Origin of the sequence: Bradyrhizobium sp. 62B (assembly GCF_030272265.2) — a bacterium.
GTDB lineage: Bacteria > Pseudomonadota > Alphaproteobacteria > Rhizobiales > Xanthobacteraceae > Bradyrhizobium.
This window is the reverse complement of sequence record NZ_CP092841.2, coordinates 4,150,733-4,165,454: the sequence shown is the minus strand read 5'-3', so window position 1 is coordinate 4,165,454 and position 14,722 is coordinate 4,150,733. Positions and strand designations below refer to the sequence as shown.

At 65.8% G+C, this 14,722-nt stretch carries 13 protein-coding genes; 8 read left to right on the top strand and 5 right to left on the bottom strand.

The features are described 5' to 3' along the window. Positions 1-67: 67 nt before the first annotated feature. The 8 genes from ML401_RS19685 to ML401_RS19650 all read left to right on the top strand — a co-directional run bounded on the left by ML401_RS19685 (position 68) and on the right by ML401_RS19650 (position 8,805). Positions 68-1,690 carry a peptide chain release factor 3 gene (locus tag ML401_RS19685; RefSeq protein ID WP_285806616.1) on the top strand — a complete coding sequence of 541 codons (1,623 nt, stop codon included), beginning with the start codon at positions 68-70 and terminating at the stop codon, positions 1,688-1,690. Between the two features lie 97 nt (positions 1,691-1,787). Further along, complete coding sequence (locus tag ML401_RS19680; RefSeq protein WP_285806615.1) at positions 1,788-2,372, top strand: hypothetical protein; 585 nt, start codon at positions 1,788-1,790, stop codon at positions 2,370-2,372. Between the two features lie 72 nt (positions 2,373-2,444). After that, a complete protein-coding gene (locus tag ML401_RS19675; protein WP_211417403.1) occupies positions 2,445-3,029 on the top strand; it encodes an NnrU family protein in 585 nt (194 codons plus the stop codon). Between the two features lie 75 nt (positions 3,030-3,104). Next, the gene (locus tag ML401_RS19670) at positions 3,105-4,697 is read left to right on the top strand and encodes a class I adenylate-forming enzyme family protein (RefSeq protein WP_285806614.1); all 1,593 of its coding nucleotides are present in this window, start codon (positions 3,105-3,107) and stop codon (positions 4,695-4,697) included. 165 nt (positions 4,698-4,862) lie between these two features. Further along, positions 4,863-5,522 (top strand): tetratricopeptide repeat protein, encoded by a 660-nt coding sequence (locus tag ML401_RS19665; protein ID WP_194402496.1) that lies wholly within the window; start codon positions 4,863-4,865, stop codon positions 5,520-5,522. 44 nt (positions 5,523-5,566) lie between these two features. Then, the gene (locus ML401_RS19660; protein WP_194402495.1) at positions 5,567-6,118 is read left to right on the top strand and encodes a hypothetical protein; all 552 of its coding nucleotides are present in this window, start codon (positions 5,567-5,569) and stop codon (positions 6,116-6,118) included. A gap of 48 nt (positions 6,119-6,166) precedes the next feature. Then, complete coding sequence (gene der, locus ML401_RS19655) at positions 6,167-7,552, top strand: ribosome biogenesis GTPase Der (protein WP_212066058.1); 1,386 nt, start codon at positions 6,167-6,169, stop codon at positions 7,550-7,552. Next, positions 7,549-8,805 carry a TCR/Tet family MFS transporter gene (locus tag ML401_RS19650; RefSeq protein ID WP_285806613.1) on the top strand — a complete coding sequence of 419 codons (1,257 nt, stop codon included), beginning with the start codon at positions 7,549-7,551 and terminating at the stop codon, positions 8,803-8,805. Before der ends, ML401_RS19650 begins: the two co-directional genes overlap by 4 nt. A gap of 108 nt (positions 8,806-8,913) precedes the next feature. Here ML401_RS19650 and ML401_RS19645 read toward each other — a convergent pair whose 3' ends face one another. From ML401_RS19645 to ML401_RS19625, 5 genes are all read right to left on the bottom strand, one after another. Continuing rightward, positions 8,914-10,140: an ABC transporter substrate-binding protein gene (locus tag ML401_RS19645; RefSeq protein ID WP_212066060.1), complete on the bottom strand. Its 1,227-nt coding sequence runs from the start codon at positions 10,138-10,140 to the stop codon at positions 8,914-8,916. Positions 10,141-10,309: 169 nt separating this feature from the next. Next, positions 10,310-11,458, bottom strand: coding sequence for a hypothetical protein (locus ML401_RS19640; RefSeq protein WP_259211413.1), 1,149 nt, complete (start codon positions 11,456-11,458; stop codon positions 10,310-10,312). Positions 11,459-11,534: 76 nt separating this feature from the next. Then, a complete protein-coding gene (locus ML401_RS19635; protein ID WP_211417397.1) occupies positions 11,535-12,275 on the bottom strand; it encodes an SDR family NAD(P)-dependent oxidoreductase in 741 nt (246 codons plus the stop codon). 159 nt (positions 12,276-12,434) lie between these two features. Then, the gene (gene purF / locus ML401_RS19630; RefSeq protein ID WP_194402489.1) at positions 12,435-13,958 is read right to left on the bottom strand and encodes an amidophosphoribosyltransferase; all 1,524 of its coding nucleotides are present in this window, start codon (positions 13,956-13,958) and stop codon (positions 12,435-12,437) included. Positions 13,959-13,985: 27 nt separating this feature from the next. Further along, positions 13,986-14,615, bottom strand: a complete 630-nt coding sequence (locus ML401_RS19625) for a CvpA family protein (protein ID WP_011086837.1) — start codon at positions 14,613-14,615, stop codon at positions 13,986-13,988. Between the last annotated feature and the right edge of the window lie 107 nt (positions 14,616-14,722).

Here is a 14,722-nt window from a genome sequence, read left to right as displayed (position 1 = left end):
CCGAAGGGCTCCGCAATCGCCAATTGAGGCTTGATCAGGCCCATTTTCCCTGTCAAACGCTGCCGCTATGTCCGACATCGCCATCACCTCCGCCGAATCGCCGGCCCGTTCGCCGCTTGCCGCTGAAGTGGCGCGACGGCGGACCTTTGCGATCATCTCCCATCCTGACGCCGGCAAGACCACACTGACCGAGAAGTTGCTGCTGTTCGGCGGCGCCATCAACCTCGCAGGTCAGGTCAAGGCCAAGGGCGAGCGGCGCAACACGCGCTCGGACTGGATGAAGATCGAGCGCGAGCGCGGCATCTCGGTCGTGACCTCGGTGATGACCTTCGAGTTCGAGGGACTCGTCTTCAACCTCTTGGACACGCCGGGCCACGAGGACTTTTCGGAAGACACCTATCGCACGCTGACGGCGGTCGATTCCGCCGTCATGGTGATCGACGCCGCCAAGGGCATCGAGGCGCGCACCCGGAAACTGTTCGAGGTGTGTCGCCTGCGCGACATCCCGATCATCACCTTCATCAACAAGATGGACCGCGAGAGCCGCGACGTCTTCGAGCTGCTCGACGAGATCGAGAAGACCCTGGCGCTCGACACCACGCCGATGACCTGGCCGGTCGGCCGCGGCCGCGACTTCCTCGGCACCTACGACGTCGTCAATGGCGGCGTGCGCCTGCTCGAAGGCGGCGGCGCCAAGACCGGCGCGGCACAGCAGATCGCGATCGAGGAACTCGCCAAGCTCAACGCCAATCTCGACGTCTCCGCCGTGAAGGACGAGCTGGAGCTCGTCACCGAGGCCTCGAAGCCGTTCGAGCTGGAAGCGTTCCGCGAGGGCCATCTGACGCCGGTCTATTTCGGCAGCGCGCTGCGCAATTTTGGCGTCGGCGATCTCCTGGAAGGCCTCGGCAAGTTCGCGCCCGAGCCGCGCGCGCAGGACAGCGACCAGCGCAAGGTCGAGGCCACCGATCCCCGCATGAGCGCCTTCGTGTTCAAGATCCAGGCCAACATGGATCCGAACCACCGCGACCGCATCGCGTTTGCGCGCCTCTGCTCGGGCAAGCTCAGCCGCGGCATGAAGGCGAAGCTGGTGCGCACCGGCAAGAGCATGCCGCTGTCGAGCCCGCAATTCTTCTTCGCGCAGGACCGCTCGGTCGCGGATGAAGCCTTCGCCGGCGACGTCGTCGGCATTCCCAATCACGGCACGCTGCGCATCGGCGACACGCTGACCGAGGGCGAGGATTTCAACTTCGTGGGCGTGCCGAGCTTCGCGCCGGAAATCGTCCGCCGCGTCCGGCTCACCGATGCGATGAAGGCGAAGAAGCTGAAGGAAGCGCTGCAGCAGATGTCGGAAGAGGGCGTGGTGCAGGTGTTCCGGCCGCGCGACGGTGCGCCGGCGCTGGTCGGCGTCGTCGGCGCGCTGCAGCTCGACGTGCTGAAGGCGCGGCTGGAAGCTGAATATTCCTTGCCGGTCGAGTTCGAGGTCAGCGAGTTCCAGCTCGCGCGCTGGGTCTCCTCGGACGACCGCAAGAAGCTCGACACCTTCATCGCCGCCAACACCTCGAGCATCGCCGACGACGTCGACGGCGATCCCGTGTACCTCGCCCGGAACGAGTTCTATCTCGGTTACACCAAGGAGCGCGCCGAGGGCATCGAGTTCACCAACGTCAAGGACGTGAAGAAGAAGGGGTAGGGCGGGCGGACCGTTTGCGCGCGAGTCCGTGATTGCGCGCCGCTTGACGCGTTCGTGGACAATGCCATTTTTGCTCGTGGCCTTGCGAGTTCACACCATGTGGCGCGGCATTCTCCTTCTTCTCCCGCTGTCGGTCTCGACCGCCGCCGCCGACGCGCGGCCCCGACAGATCAATCCGATCCCGTTCGCGCATGAGCCGTGCAGCGTGCTCGACAACAGGCCCTGCACGCCGTCCTATTGCAGCCCGCTCGAGCCCGGCCCCTGCATTCCCGAGTTCGACTACCCCTATGGCCAGAACCTCCAGCTCACCATCCAGAGCGTTCCATCGGAGGCCGACCGCGCCAAATATCAAAAGCCCGATCACGATCTCGATACGATCGGCGATCTCTTTGCCGAGCTGCGCAGCTGCTGGTCGCCGCCGCCGCCGTCGGACAATGCGCGCGCGGGCATGCAGATGGCGGTGCGTTTCAGCTTCAACAAGGCGGGCGGACTGATCGGCCCGCCGCGCCTCACATATGCGACTGCGGGCGTGCCAGCAGAGACGCGAACCACCTATCTCAACGCGATCAATTCATCGCTGAATGCCTGCCTGCCGCTGAAACTCACGGGCGGTCTCGGCGGCGCGCTCGCCGGCCGGCCGATCGCGATCCGTTATGTCGACAATCGCGAGCTCGGCAAGTAGCGCATCAGTTGCGACCCGCATCCAATCGATGATACCTCAGACGCTGGGGCGTTGGCTAAAGGGGAGGATGTCGTGGGTCTGCTGGTCATGATCCTGGGGCTGGTGCTGTTCTTCGCCACCCATGTTTTCACCACGAAACGTGAGGCGCGCGCGCAGGCGATCGCCAGGCTGGGCGAGGGGACCTACAAGATCCTCTACACCGTCGTCTCGCTCGCGGGGCTCGCGCTGATCATCTGGGGTTTTGCCCATTACCGCAGCTCCGGCTGGATCGACGTCTGGTATCCGCCGAAGGCGATGAAGCACATCACGGTCGCCTTGATGCTGCCCGCGGTCATTATGGTGGTCGCCTCGTACTTGCGCGGTCGCATCTATGCCGCGCTGAAGCACCCGATGCTGGCCGGCGTCAAGCTGTGGGCCGCGGCGCATCTGTTGGCCAACGGCGATCTCGGCTCCATCATCCTGTTCGGCTCGTTCCTGGGCTGGGCGGTCTATGACCGCATCTCGCTGAAGCGTCGCACCGATGCCGGCGGGCCGCCAATTCCGGTCGGCGGTGTCACCAACGATCTGATCGCGGTCGCGGTCGGCATCGTCGCCTATCTGGCGCTGGCGTTTGCGTTCCATCCGGTCGTGATCGGCGTGCCGGTCGTGGGGGTCTGACGCAGCGGATCAGCGCAAGACGGTTTCGCGCAGCCGTGCGCGGAAGGTGACAAAGCAACAAGCCGAGGGCGTTCGATGGACTGGTCGCAATCTCAGATCCCGCCGATGCGGCTCGAGGCGCGGTTTGGCGATCGGGTGGTGCCTTCCTTTGGCGACCGGCCGGCAAATCTGTGGGCGATGATCGCGGACGCCTGCGCCCGCAATGGCGATGGCGAGGCACTGATCGCAGGCAATGTCCGGCTGAGCTGGCGGCAGGCGGTGGAGCAGGCGACCCGGATCGCCGCGGGCTTGCGCAAGCTCGGCCTGCAGCGTGGCGACCGTGTCGCGATTTTGCTCGGCAACCGTATCGAATTTCCGCTGCTGCTGTTTGCCGCCGCGCATGAGGGGCTGGTGACGGTGCTGCTCAGCACGCGTCAGCAGAAGCCGGAGATCGCCTATGTGCTCGCCGATTGCGGCGCCAAGATCCTGATCCACGAGGGCTCGCTCGCCGAGCGGCTGCCCGAGGCGCAGGATGTGCCTGATCTGATTCATCGCATCGCCATGGACGACGATCCGGCCCGATCGCGCTTCGCGGCGCTCGCCGACAACGCGCCGGCCTCGGCGCCGGTCGAGGTGAGCGAAGAGGACACCGCGATGATCCTCTACACCTCGGGCACCACTGGCAAGCCGAAGGGCGCGATGCTGGCCCATTGCAACATCGTGCATTCCTCGATGGTGTTCGTGTCCTGCCTGCAATTGACGGAAGCGGATCGTTCGATCGCGGCGGTGCCGCTCGGCCATGTCACCGGAATCGTAGCCAACATCACGACCATGATCCGCTGCGGCGGCGCGCTGATCATCATGCCCGAATTCAAGGCCGCCGATTACCTCAAGCTCGCTGCCCGCGAGCGCGTCACCTACACGGTGATGGTGCCGGCGATGTATAATCTCTGCCTGCTGCAGCCCGATTTCGACAGTTACGATCTGTCGAGCTGGCGCATCGGCGGCTTTGGCGGCGCGCCGATGCCGGTCGCGACCATCGAGAAGCTCAAGGCGAAGATTCCGGGCCTCAAGCTGATGAATTGCTACGGCGCGACCGAGACGACGTCACCTTCGACGATCATGCCGGGCGAGCTGACCGAGAGCCATATCGACAGCGTCGGCCTGCCTTGCCCGGGCGCGCGCATCGTGGCGATGGGCCCGGATGGGCGCGAGCTGCCCCGCGGCGAGATCGGTGAGCTCTGGATCCAGAGCGCCTCCGTCATCAAGGGCTATTGGAACAACCCGAAGGCCACCGCCGAAAGCTTCACGAGCGGATTCTGGCATTCGGGCGATCTCGGATCGGTCGATGCGGAGGGATTTGTCCGCGTGTTCGACCGGCAGAAGGACATGATCAACCGCGGCGGCCTGAAGATCTATTCGGCCGAGGTCGAATCCGTGCTGGCCGGCCATCCCGCCGTGGTCGAGAGCGCGATCATCGCCAAGGCGTGCCCGGTGCTGGGCGAGCGCGTCCACGCCGTGGTGGTCACGCGAGAGCCGGTCACCCATGAGGTCCTGCGGACCTGGTGCGCCGAGCGGCTGTCTGACTACAAGGTTCCCGAGACCTTGGCGATCACAGCCGATCCCTTGCCGCGCAATGCCAACGGCAAGGTGCTGAAACGGCAGTTGCGCGAGCTCCTGGGAGCCTGAGCCGGGCAGGCCATCCGGGCTCTCCCGGGTGGTTAACGCCTTGATCGGGCTCGCTTTGCCTTGCCAGCGCCATATCGTTAGGGTACCTCGCCGCCACGTGGGGGACGGGATTCCTGACGCGGACGCTTCGGCGCGCGCACCCGGACGGGCATGGGATTAGCATAAGTGTCTGAATTATTTGACGAAGTCGACGAGGAAGTACGTCGCGAACAGCTCAAAAAGCTGTGGGATAAATATTCGATCTACTTCATCGCCCTGATGGTGCTGATCGTCGCGGGCGTCGCCGGCTGGCGTGGTTACCAATATCTGGAGACCAAGAAGGCCGCTGAGGCTGGCGCTGCCTTCGAGAAGGCCGTCGAGCTGTCGGAGCAGGACAAGCACGCCGACGCGGAGAAGGCCTTCACAGAGCTCGCCGCCAAGGCGCCGTCGGGCTATCGCACCCTGGCGCGGCTGCGCGCCGCGGCCGAGGCTGCCGCGCGCGACCCCAAGGCCGCCGCGAAGATGTATGACGACCTTGCTGCCGACCGCAGCGTGGGCGGTGAGTGGCAGGATCTGGCGAAGATCCGCGCCGCCGGCCTCGTGCTCGATAGCGCCAGCTATGCCGACATGCAGCAGCGCCTGGAGTCCTCCGCTGCGCCCAAATCGACAGCGACCTTCCGCCATAGTGCTCGCGAGATGCTGGCGTTGTCGGCCTGGCGCAACAATGACATGACCGCGGCCCGCAAATGGCTCGAGGCGATCGCCGAGGATGGCGAGACGCCGCCCGGCCTGCGCTCGCGCGCCGAGGCGCTCCAGGCCCTGCTGCCGCCCGTCGCCAAAAGCTGACCAAGAGCTCACCGACGGGCCCTCTGACGTAAACGAGACACACGATGCGCCGTATGCCACGCTTGATCGCAGCCGCCGTCCTGATCGCCTTCACGGGCGTCCTGGGCGGCTGCTCCAGCTTCGATCCAAGCGACATGCTCGACTTCCTCGACACCAAGAAGAAGCTGCCGGGCGACCGCAAGCCGGTCTTCCCGGAAGGCGTGCCGGGCCTCGAACAGGGCGTGCCGAAGGAGCTGTACAAGGGCGCTCAGCAGCAGCCCGATCCGAATGCGCCCGCCGTCGCGGCCTTGCCCGCGGAGCCGCCGCCCGAGCCGGCCAAGCCGGCGAAGGGCGCCAAGGCTAAGAAGACGAGGCAGCCGGCCGCCGCAGCCGTCGCGCCGGCTGAGGCGCCTGCCGGCGAGGTTGACGGCGAGGCCCAGCCGGAGGCCGCGCCGCCCACGGCCGCCCCGCCGCCCAAGCACAAGATCGTCCGCAAGCGCACCACTGCACCGCCGCCGGATCAGCCGGTCCAGCAGGCACAACCGACCCAGACCACGCAGCAGCAATCGCAGGGAGCTTTCCCGGCGCCGCTGCCGAGCGGCAGCTTCTCGCGCTGATCATTCATTTCATTGACACGCGCAGCCCCGGCAGCGCACGAATGACCGATGTCCTTCACGATCGCCATTATCGGCAGGCCCAATGTCGGCAAATCGACGCTGTTCAACCGTCTGGTCGGGCAGAAGCTCGCGCTCGTCGATGATTTGCCGGGGGTCACCCGCGACCGCCGCGAGGGCGAGGCCAGGCTCGGCGATCTCGAATTCACCATCATCGACACCGCCGGCCTCGACGAGGGTGCCAGGGGCTCGCTGACCGCGCGGATGCAGGAGCAGACCGAGGCCGCGATCGCACAGGCGGACGCGCTGTTCTTCGTCATCGATGCCCGCATCGGCCTCACGCCCACCGATCGGGCCTTCGCCGATTTCGCCCGCAAGGCCAACAAGCCGGTGCTGCTGGTCGCCAACAAGAGCGAGGGCAAGCACGGCGATGCCGGCGCGATGGAGGCCTTCGCGCTCGGGCTTGGCGATCCCATCCAGATCTCGGCCGAGCACGGCGAGGGCATGGGCGAGCTCTATGATGAGCTCGCCAAGCTGATGCCGGAGCCCGTCGATGAGGATGAGGACGAGGACGACGGCGTGCCGCTCACGGAGGAGGAGGCCGCGACCCGCCCGATCCGCGTCGCCATCGTCGGCCGGCCCAATGCCGGCAAGTCGACGCTGATCAACCATCTGCTCGGCGAGGAGCGCCTGCTGACGAGCCCGGAGGCCGGCACCACGCGCGATTCCATCGCGGTCGAGATCAACTGGAAGGGCCGTGATTTTCGCGTGTTCGACACCGCGGGTCTCCGCCGTCGCTCGCGCATCGAGGAGAAGCTGGAGAAGCTCTCGGTCGCCGACGCGCTGCGTGCGGTGCGCTTTGCCGAAGTCGTCGTGCTGATGATGGACACGCAGAACCGCTTCGAGGAGCAGGATCTGCGCATCGCCGATCTGATCGAGCGCGAGGGCCGCGCCATCGTGCTCGCCGTCAACAAATGGGACCTGATGGAGACCAAGGGCGGCGGCGCGATCTCGGGTCTGCGCCGTGATGCCGATCACTGGCTGCCGCAGGTCAAGGGCGTGCCGATCGTCGCGGTGTCGGGCCTGATGGGCGAGGGCATCGACCGCCTGATGCAGGCGGTCCAGGACGCCTATGCGGTCTGGAACAGGCGCGTGCCGACCTCGGCGCTCAATCGCTGGTTCGAGCAGGCGGTCCAGGCCAATCCGCCGCCGGCGGTGTCCGGCCGCAGGCTGAAGCTGAACTACATCACGCAGAACAAGGCGCGCCCGCCGAGCTTCGTGCTGTTCTGCTCGCGCGCGGACGCGGTGCCGCAGTCCTATCTGCGCTACCTCACCAACTCCATGCGCGAGACCTTCGATCTGCCGGGTACGCCTGTGCGCATCACCCTGCGCGAGAAGGCCAATCCCTTCGCGCACAAGCGCAAGCGGCCGTCGTGAATGATGGCGCCGGAGAGGTGACGGCGCAGGGCGCTGTGCCAGCGAGGGGCGGCGCGGTCGCCTTCATCTTCGTGACCATCCTGCTCGACATGCTCGCGCTCGGCGTGATCATGCCGATCCTGCCGAAGCTGATCGAGAGCTTCGTCGACAACGACGCCGCGCACGCGGCCCGCATCTTCGGCCTGTTCGGCACCGCCTGGGCCCTGATGCAATTCGTGTTCTCGCCGCTGTTAGGGGCCCTGTCGGATCGTTTCGGGCGGCGGCCGGTGGTTCTGCTGTCGAATTTCGGGCTTGCCGCCGACTACGTGCTGATGGCGCTGGCGCCGTCGCTGGCCTGGCTGTTCGTCGGCCGGGTCGTCTCCGGCATTACGTCGGCCAGCATCTCGACAGCCTTTGCCTATATCGCCGACATCACGCCGCCGGAGCGGCGCGCGGCGGTCTTCGGCCGGATCGGCGCAGCCTTCGGCGCCGGCTTCGTGCTCGGTCCGGCGCTGGGCGGCCTGCTCGGCGACATCGATCCGCGCCTGCCGTTCTGGGCCTCGGCGGGGTTGAGCCTCGCCAATGCGCTCTACGGGCTGTTCGTCCTGCCGGAATCGCTGGCGCCCGACAAGCGCGCGCCGTTTCGCTGGCGAACCGCCAGTCCGCTCGGAGCGCTCCACCTGCTGCGCTCAAACGCGGCGCTGGCCGGATTGTCCGTCGTCAATTTCATCGCGCAGGTCGCGCATGTCGTGCTGCCCTCGACCTTCGTGCTCTATGCGACCTATCGCTACGGCTGGGATTCCAAGACCGTGGGATTGACGCTGGCGATGGTCGGCATCTGCGCCATGGTGGTGCAGGGGCTCGCGATCGGTCCCATCGTGCGTGTGCTGGGCGAGCGGAACGCGTTGCTGCTCGGCCTGTGCTGTGGCGCACTCGGCTTCGTGGTCCTGGGCGCGGCGCCGACCGGGCCGCTGTCCTGGATCGGAATTCCCATTCTGGCATTGTGGGGCATTTCGGGTGCGGCGTCGCAAGCGTTGATGACACGGCTGGTGGCGCCCGAGCAGCAGGGTCAGCTGCAGGGCACGACCGCGAGCGTGCAGAGCGTCTCGCAGCTCGTCGGCCCGTTCCTGTTCACGCTGACCTTTTCCTATTTCATCGGCGCCAGCGCGCCGCTGCATCTGCCCGGCGCGCCGTTCCTGCTGGCGGCGGCGCTGATGGTGGTGTGCGTCGCGATTGCGGTGCGGACGCTGGGTGGACCGAGGACGGTCTCGTAGGGTGGGCACTAAAAGTAGGGCGGATTAGCGAAGCGCAATCCGCCGTCTTCCAGGTGAGAGATAGAGGCGGGTTACGCCTGTGGCTAACCCGCCCTTACGACCTCTCGCCTATTTCTTCACCAGCGGGCAATCGCTGTCCTTGAGCGGCTTGGCGGCGTCTTCCGCCGAGATCGTGGCGATCTGCTTGTAATAGTCCCACGGTCCCTTCGACTCCTCGGGCTTCTTCACCTCGAACAGATAGGCCGGGATGAGGCGGCGGCCGTCCTGGCGCAGCGGGCCGTTGCCGAACAGCGGATCGTCGGTCGGCAGCTCCTTCATCTTGGCGACGACCTTGGCGCCGTCATGCGGATTGCCGCCGAGCGCGTCCATCGCCTTGAGATAGTGCAGCACCATCGCGTAATTGCCGGCCTGGGTCATCGACGGCATCGCGTTCTTGCTGGCGAGCTGCGAGAAGCGCTTGGACCATTCGCGGGTCTTGTCGTTGAGGTCCCAGTAGAACGATTCGGTGAAGGTCAGGCCCTGCGCGGTCTTCAGGCCCAGCGAATGCACGTCGTTGATGAACAGCAGCAGCGCGGCGAGCTTCTGGCCGGCGGAGACGATGCCGAATTCTGCCGCTTGCTTGATCGAGTTCGTGGTGTCGCCGCCGGCATTGGCGAGGCCCACGACCTTGGCCTTGGACGATTGCGCCTGCAGCAGGAAGGAGGAGAAGTCCGCGGTGTTGATCGGATGCTTGACGCTGCCGAGCACCTTGCCGCCGTTCGCAGTCACGACCGCCGTGGTGTCGCGCTCGAGCGCATGGCCGAAGGCGTAATCCGCGGTCAGGAAGAACCAGCTGTCGCCGCCGGCCTTGGTCAGCGCCTTGCCGGTGCCGTTGGCGAGCATGTAGGTGTCATAGGTGTAGGACACCGTGTTCGGCGTGCAGGCCTTGCCGGTGAGGTCCGCGGAGGCGGCGCCGGAATTCAGCAGCACCGCGTTCTTTTCCTTGACGAGGTTGCTGACCGCAAGCGCAACGCCGGAGTTCGGCGTGTCCGCGATCGCGTCGACCTTCTCGTTGTCGATCCACTGCCGGGCGATGTTGACGCCGACGTCGGGCTTGTTCTGATGGTCGCCGCTGATGACGTCGATCTTCCAGCCCTTCTTGAGCAGGCCGGAATCCTCGACAGCCATCTTGATCGCGACCACGGAGTTCGGGCCGCCGATGTCGGCATAGAGGCTCGACATGTCATTGAGCACGCCGATCTTGACGGTCTTGTCCTGCGCGAAAGCGGATGTTGCAAAACCGAAGGCGGCACAGGCCAGAAGGGCCGCAGAGCGGCGCGCGAACGTCGTCGTCATAAAAGGTTTCCTCCATTGTCAAATATGCGGACGGCTCTCTTGCGGAGCCTCGTTCCGGCTGATGGCTCTAGCCTGTCCGAGGCCCGGCGGCAATGCGCCTAAAGCCGGATGACGCTTTCGTCGCAGCGTCATCCGCAGGTTAACTTTTTGGACAAAATGCGTTGAGACGCTATTTGAGTGCGTCCGATGTCAGCTTGAATTTCTGGATGCGCTTTCCGGTGTCGACCTCGGCGGTATAGACATTACCCTTGGCGTCGATCGCCATGGCGTGCACCCAGTGGAATTGACCGGCGTTGCGGCCGCTATGCCCGAAGCTGCCGACCACGCTGCCGTCCTCGCGCTTGATCACCCTGATCTCGTTGTTCTCGCCGTCGGCGCTGAGCAGCCAGGTTTGCTTCGGATCCGGCCAGATCGCGATGTCCCACACCGCGCCGTTGCCGAGCGTGTTCTTCTCGAAGAAGAACTCCTTCACGAAGCTGCCGTCCTTTTTGAACACCTGGATGCGGTTGTTGATGCGGTCGCAGACATAGACGAGGCCGTCATTGGCGAGCTTCACACAGTGAACCGGATTGCCGAATTGCTGCGCGGCCGGCGCCTTGGGATCGTAGGGTGCCTGCTTGGCGTCGTCGGGCTTGTTGCCGTAGGCGCCCCAGTGACGCTTATAGGCCAGCGTCGTCGCGTCGAACACGATGACGCGGCGGTTGCCGTAGCCGTCGGCGATGTAGATCTCGTTCGCCTCCTTGTCGATCGCGGTCTCGGCAGGCTTGCCAAGCTGCGTCGTGTCGTTGCTGCCGAGGCTCGGTGCGAACTTGCCGATCTGGGCGACGAATTTGCCGTCGAGCGTGAACTTCAAAATGGTGTTGTCGTTGTCGGCATTGCCGCCAACCCAGACGAAGCCGCGCTCGTCGACCTCGATGCCGTGCTCGCGGCCGACCCATTCGTAGCCCTGGCCCGGCCCGCCCCAGGACCGCAGCAGATTGCCCTCGGCGTCGAACTCGAGCACGGGCGGCGCCGACACGCAGCATTTCGAGCGGGGCGGGGTCAGGCTCGCGCCCTTCTCGTCGTCGGTGAGCGAGCGCGGGCGATGGATCACCCAGATGTGGCCCTGCCAATCGACCGTGATGCCGCCGACCTGACCGAGGACCCAGTTGTTGGGCAGCTGCTTCGGCCAGGAGGCATCGACCGCGAAAGTCGGGACGTCGCCGGCCCGCGCTGTGCCCGGAAGCACGAATGCCACCGCGGCGATCAGGATCGAGACGGCGTGAGAGACATTCGCGAGCGCACGCGCAAAACCTGCGCGACCATGCCATTGCGTCATGGTGACCTCCCTTTTGGCTTGCGGCTTGCTGCCGCTTGAGCGGCGGCAGTCAATCGCGGGGAGGCATGCGAGTCAATCAGGCGGGCGAGCGAAAGCTCATCAGCGTGCGGGTCTTGTAATCGTAGAACTTGCCGGTCTCGGTCCAGTCGGGCGCGCACATCGGCACGATGCGTTCGGCGACCTGCTCGGGCGTGTCGAGCGTCGCCGGATCCTCGCCCGGCATCAGTGTGGCGCGCATGCGGGTACGGACCGGCCCCGGGTTGAACAGATTGACGCGCAGCTTCGTGTTCGCGGTCTCCTGCGCCCAGGCGCGCGCCAGCGTCTCCAGCGCGGCCTTGGACGCCGCATAGGGGCTGACATAGGCGGTCGCCTTGTTGGCGGCGCCCGAGGTGATGAACACGGCGCGCCCCGCGTCGGACTGCTTCAGCAGCGGCTCCATGCAGCGGATCAGCTGAAAGTTCGCGGAGACGTTGATCGCCATGACGTCGGTGAAAGCCTTCAGCTCGATATGGCCGATCGGCGAGGAGGGGCCGAGTATGCCGGCATTGCCGACGAGGATGTCGAGCTTGCCATAGCGCTCATGCAGGCCGGCGCCCAGCCGCGCGATGCCGTCGGAATCGGTGAGGTTGAGCGGCACCAGGGTGGCGCTGCCGCCGAGTTTGCGGATCTCGTCGTCGAGCTCCTCCAGCCCGCCTTGCGTGCGGGCGGTGGCCACGATATGCGCACCGGCCTTCGCCAGGGCGAGAGCGGTGGCATAGCCGATGCCGCGCGAGGCGCCGGTGACGAGAGCGATGCGGTCAGCGAGGGGTTTTGTCATGGCGGGGTTTTACAGGCGTGGACGGCCCGGACAAGCCCCCGCGTGGTCGTCATTCCGGGGCGGTCCGCAGGACCGAACCCGAAATCTAGAAGTTCGAGGCAACACATCGAGATCCCGGGTTCGGCGCTTAGGCACCGCCACGGGATGACGGCTTCGCCGTCAGCTCGCCTCCGCCAGCAGCGAGAGCTGCCGCGGCTGCTGCTCGGTCTGGGTCTGGTCGGTGAGGTGGGTCGGATACGCCCCGGTAAAGCAGTGATCCGAGAATTTCGGATTGGCGGGGTCGCGGCCGGGCTCGCCCATGGCGCGGTACATGCCGTCGATCGAGAGGAAGGCGAGCGAGTCGGCGCCGATGATCTCGCGCATCTCCTCCAGCGAATGCGTCGCGGCCAGAAGGCCGCCGCGGTCCGGCAGGTCGATGCCGTAATAATCGGGATACAGGATCGGCGGCGAGGCGAGGCGGAAGTGCACTTCCTTGGCGCCGGCATCGCGCATCATGCGCACGATCTTCTTCGAGGTGGTGCCGCGCACCAGGGAGTCGTCGATCAGGATGATGCGCTTGCCTTCGATCGCGGCCCGGTTGGCCGAATGCTTCATGCGCACGCCGGATTCGCGGATCGCCTGCGTCGGCTGGATGAAGGTGCGGCCGACATAATGGTTGCGGATGATGCCAAGCTCGAACGGCACGCCGGAATGCTGGCTGTAGCCGACCGCGGCGGGCACGCCGGAATCCGGCACCGGCACGACGACGTCGATCGGCACGTGGCTCTCGCGCGCAAGCTGGGCGCCGAAGGCCTTGCGCACCTCGTAGACCGAGCGGCCGTGCACGACGGAATCCGGACGGGAGAAATAGATGTATTCGAAGATGCAGGGACGCGGAGCCATCGGCGGGAACGGCTTGTGGATGTCCTGGCCGTTCTCATCGAAAACGATGACCTCGCCCGGCTCGATGTCGCGGATGAAGCGCGCGCCGATGATGTCGAGTGCGCAGGTCTCCGAGGTCAGGATCGGGCAGCCGTCGAGCTCGCCGAGCACCAGCGGGCGGATGCCGCGCGGATCGCGCGCGCCGACCAGCTTCTTGTTGGTCAGCGAGACCAGCGCGTAGGCGCCCTCGATCTCGCGCAGCGCGTCGATATAGCGCTCGATGAAGCGGCTGCGCTTGGAGCGCGCGACCAGGTGCAGGATCACCTCGGTGTCGGTGGTCGATTGCATCATCGCGCCGTTCTTCACGAGCTCGCGGCGCAGCGTCAGGCCGTTGGTGAGGTTGCCGTTGTGGGCGACGGCGAGGCCGCCGGCATTGAGCTCGGCGAACAGCGGCTGCACGTTGCGCAGGATGGTGGCGCCGGTGGTGGAATAGCGGACATGGCCGACGGCCATGTTGCCGGGCAGGCGGTCGATCACCTCGCGGCGGGAGAAGGTGTCGCCGACGAGACCCAGCCGGCGTTCACTGTGGAAACGGCTGCCGTCGTAGGAGACGATGCCGGCGGCTTCCTGGCCGCGGTGTTGAAGGGCATGCAGGCCGAGCGCGGTGATGGCGGCGGCGTCGGGGTGGCCGTAGATGCCGAAGACGCCGCATTCCTCGCGCAGCGTATCCCCCTCCAGATCGTCCTGGACCTCTAGCGCGGCCGGACCCGGGCCGGCGTGTGGATCGAGATCGAATTGGGCGTCCTGGTCAGGGTGTCGCATCTCGTCCACGCCTCTCTTTAGGGGCAATCAACGCGCCGCAGGTTTCTCGATCAGTTTCTTCAAACTGTCACGAGCAGGTTTACTGTATCCGTCGCCACTGCCCGAAGGCTGCTGCTCGGAATCAGCTTGATCATCATCTGGTTTGTTTTTCTTGAATCTCTTCAAGATGGTGTTCTCGGGGTCGTCAGGCAAGAGGGCCATCAGCCAATCCCCGGTTCCCTGCAGCACCACGCGGGACTTTGCGCCCGTGACCCAGTCCGGGCGCTGCTTGTCCGGCACCAGCCAGGTGAAGAACAGGAACGCGACGACGACGATCAAAAGCCCGCGAGCCAGGCCAAACAGGAACCCCAGCGTGCGGTCCAGCGCGCCGATGCGCGAATCCAGGATCATGTCGGAGATCCGGACCGTGATCACGGAGACCACGACCAGGGTGCCCACGAATACGCCCGCGACGACGACGACGCTCGCCACCGTGTCGTTGTTGAAATAGGTCTTGGCGGTCGGCAGCAGCTTTGAGAACGAGTACAGCGTCACGATCGCCGCCGCGCCCCAGGCCGCGATCGACAGGATTTCGCGCATGAAGCCGCGCACCATGGCGAGCAGGCCCGAGATCAGCATCACACCGAGCAGGATCAGGTCGAGGAGTGTAACTGGCATCGGCTGGTCTGGTCCGCTCGTACTTCGAAGGTGCTCTAGCGAATCGGTGTTTGGCCGCTGCCCTAAAAGAGGGGCAGACGGCGTTCCCGGCAAGGCCGCAACCACGC

What these genes read in the sequence shown, in the direction of transcription:
- ML401_RS19680 (WP_285806615.1), top strand. Translation starts at nt 1,788, where the DNA reads ATGTGGCGCGGCATTCTCCTTCTTCTCCCGCTGTCGGTCTCGACCGCC.
- ML401_RS19670 (WP_285806614.1), top strand. Translation starts at nt 3,105, where the DNA reads ATGGACTGGTCGCAATCTCAGATCCCGCCGATGCGGCTCGAGGCGCGG.
- ML401_RS19660 (WP_194402495.1), top strand. Translation starts at nt 5,567, where the DNA reads ATGCGCCGTATGCCACGCTTGATCGCAGCCGCCGTCCTGATCGCCTTC.
- ML401_RS19625 (WP_011086837.1), bottom strand. Translation starts at nt 14,615, where the DNA reads ATGCCAGTTACACTCCTCGACCTGATCCTGCTCGGTGTGATGCTGATC.
- der (WP_212066058.1), top strand. Translation starts at nt 6,167, where the DNA reads ATGTCCTTCACGATCGCCATTATCGGCAGGCCCAATGTCGGCAAATCG.
- ML401_RS19640 (WP_259211413.1), bottom strand. Translation starts at nt 11,458, where the DNA reads ATGACGCAATGGCATGGTCGCGCAGGTTTTGCGCGTGCGCTCGCGAAT.
- ML401_RS19645 (WP_212066060.1), bottom strand. Translation starts at nt 10,140, where the DNA reads ATGACGACGACGTTCGCGCGCCGCTCTGCGGCCCTTCTGGCCTGTGCC.
- purF (WP_194402489.1), bottom strand. Translation starts at nt 13,958, where the DNA reads ATGCGACACCCTGACCAGGACGCCCAATTCGATCTCGATCCACACGCC.
- ML401_RS19635 (WP_211417397.1), bottom strand. Translation starts at nt 12,275, where the DNA reads ATGACAAAACCCCTCGCTGACCGCATCGCTCTCGTCACCGGCGCCTCG.
- ML401_RS19685 (WP_285806616.1), top strand. Translation starts at nt 68, where the DNA reads ATGTCCGACATCGCCATCACCTCCGCCGAATCGCCGGCCCGTTCGCCG.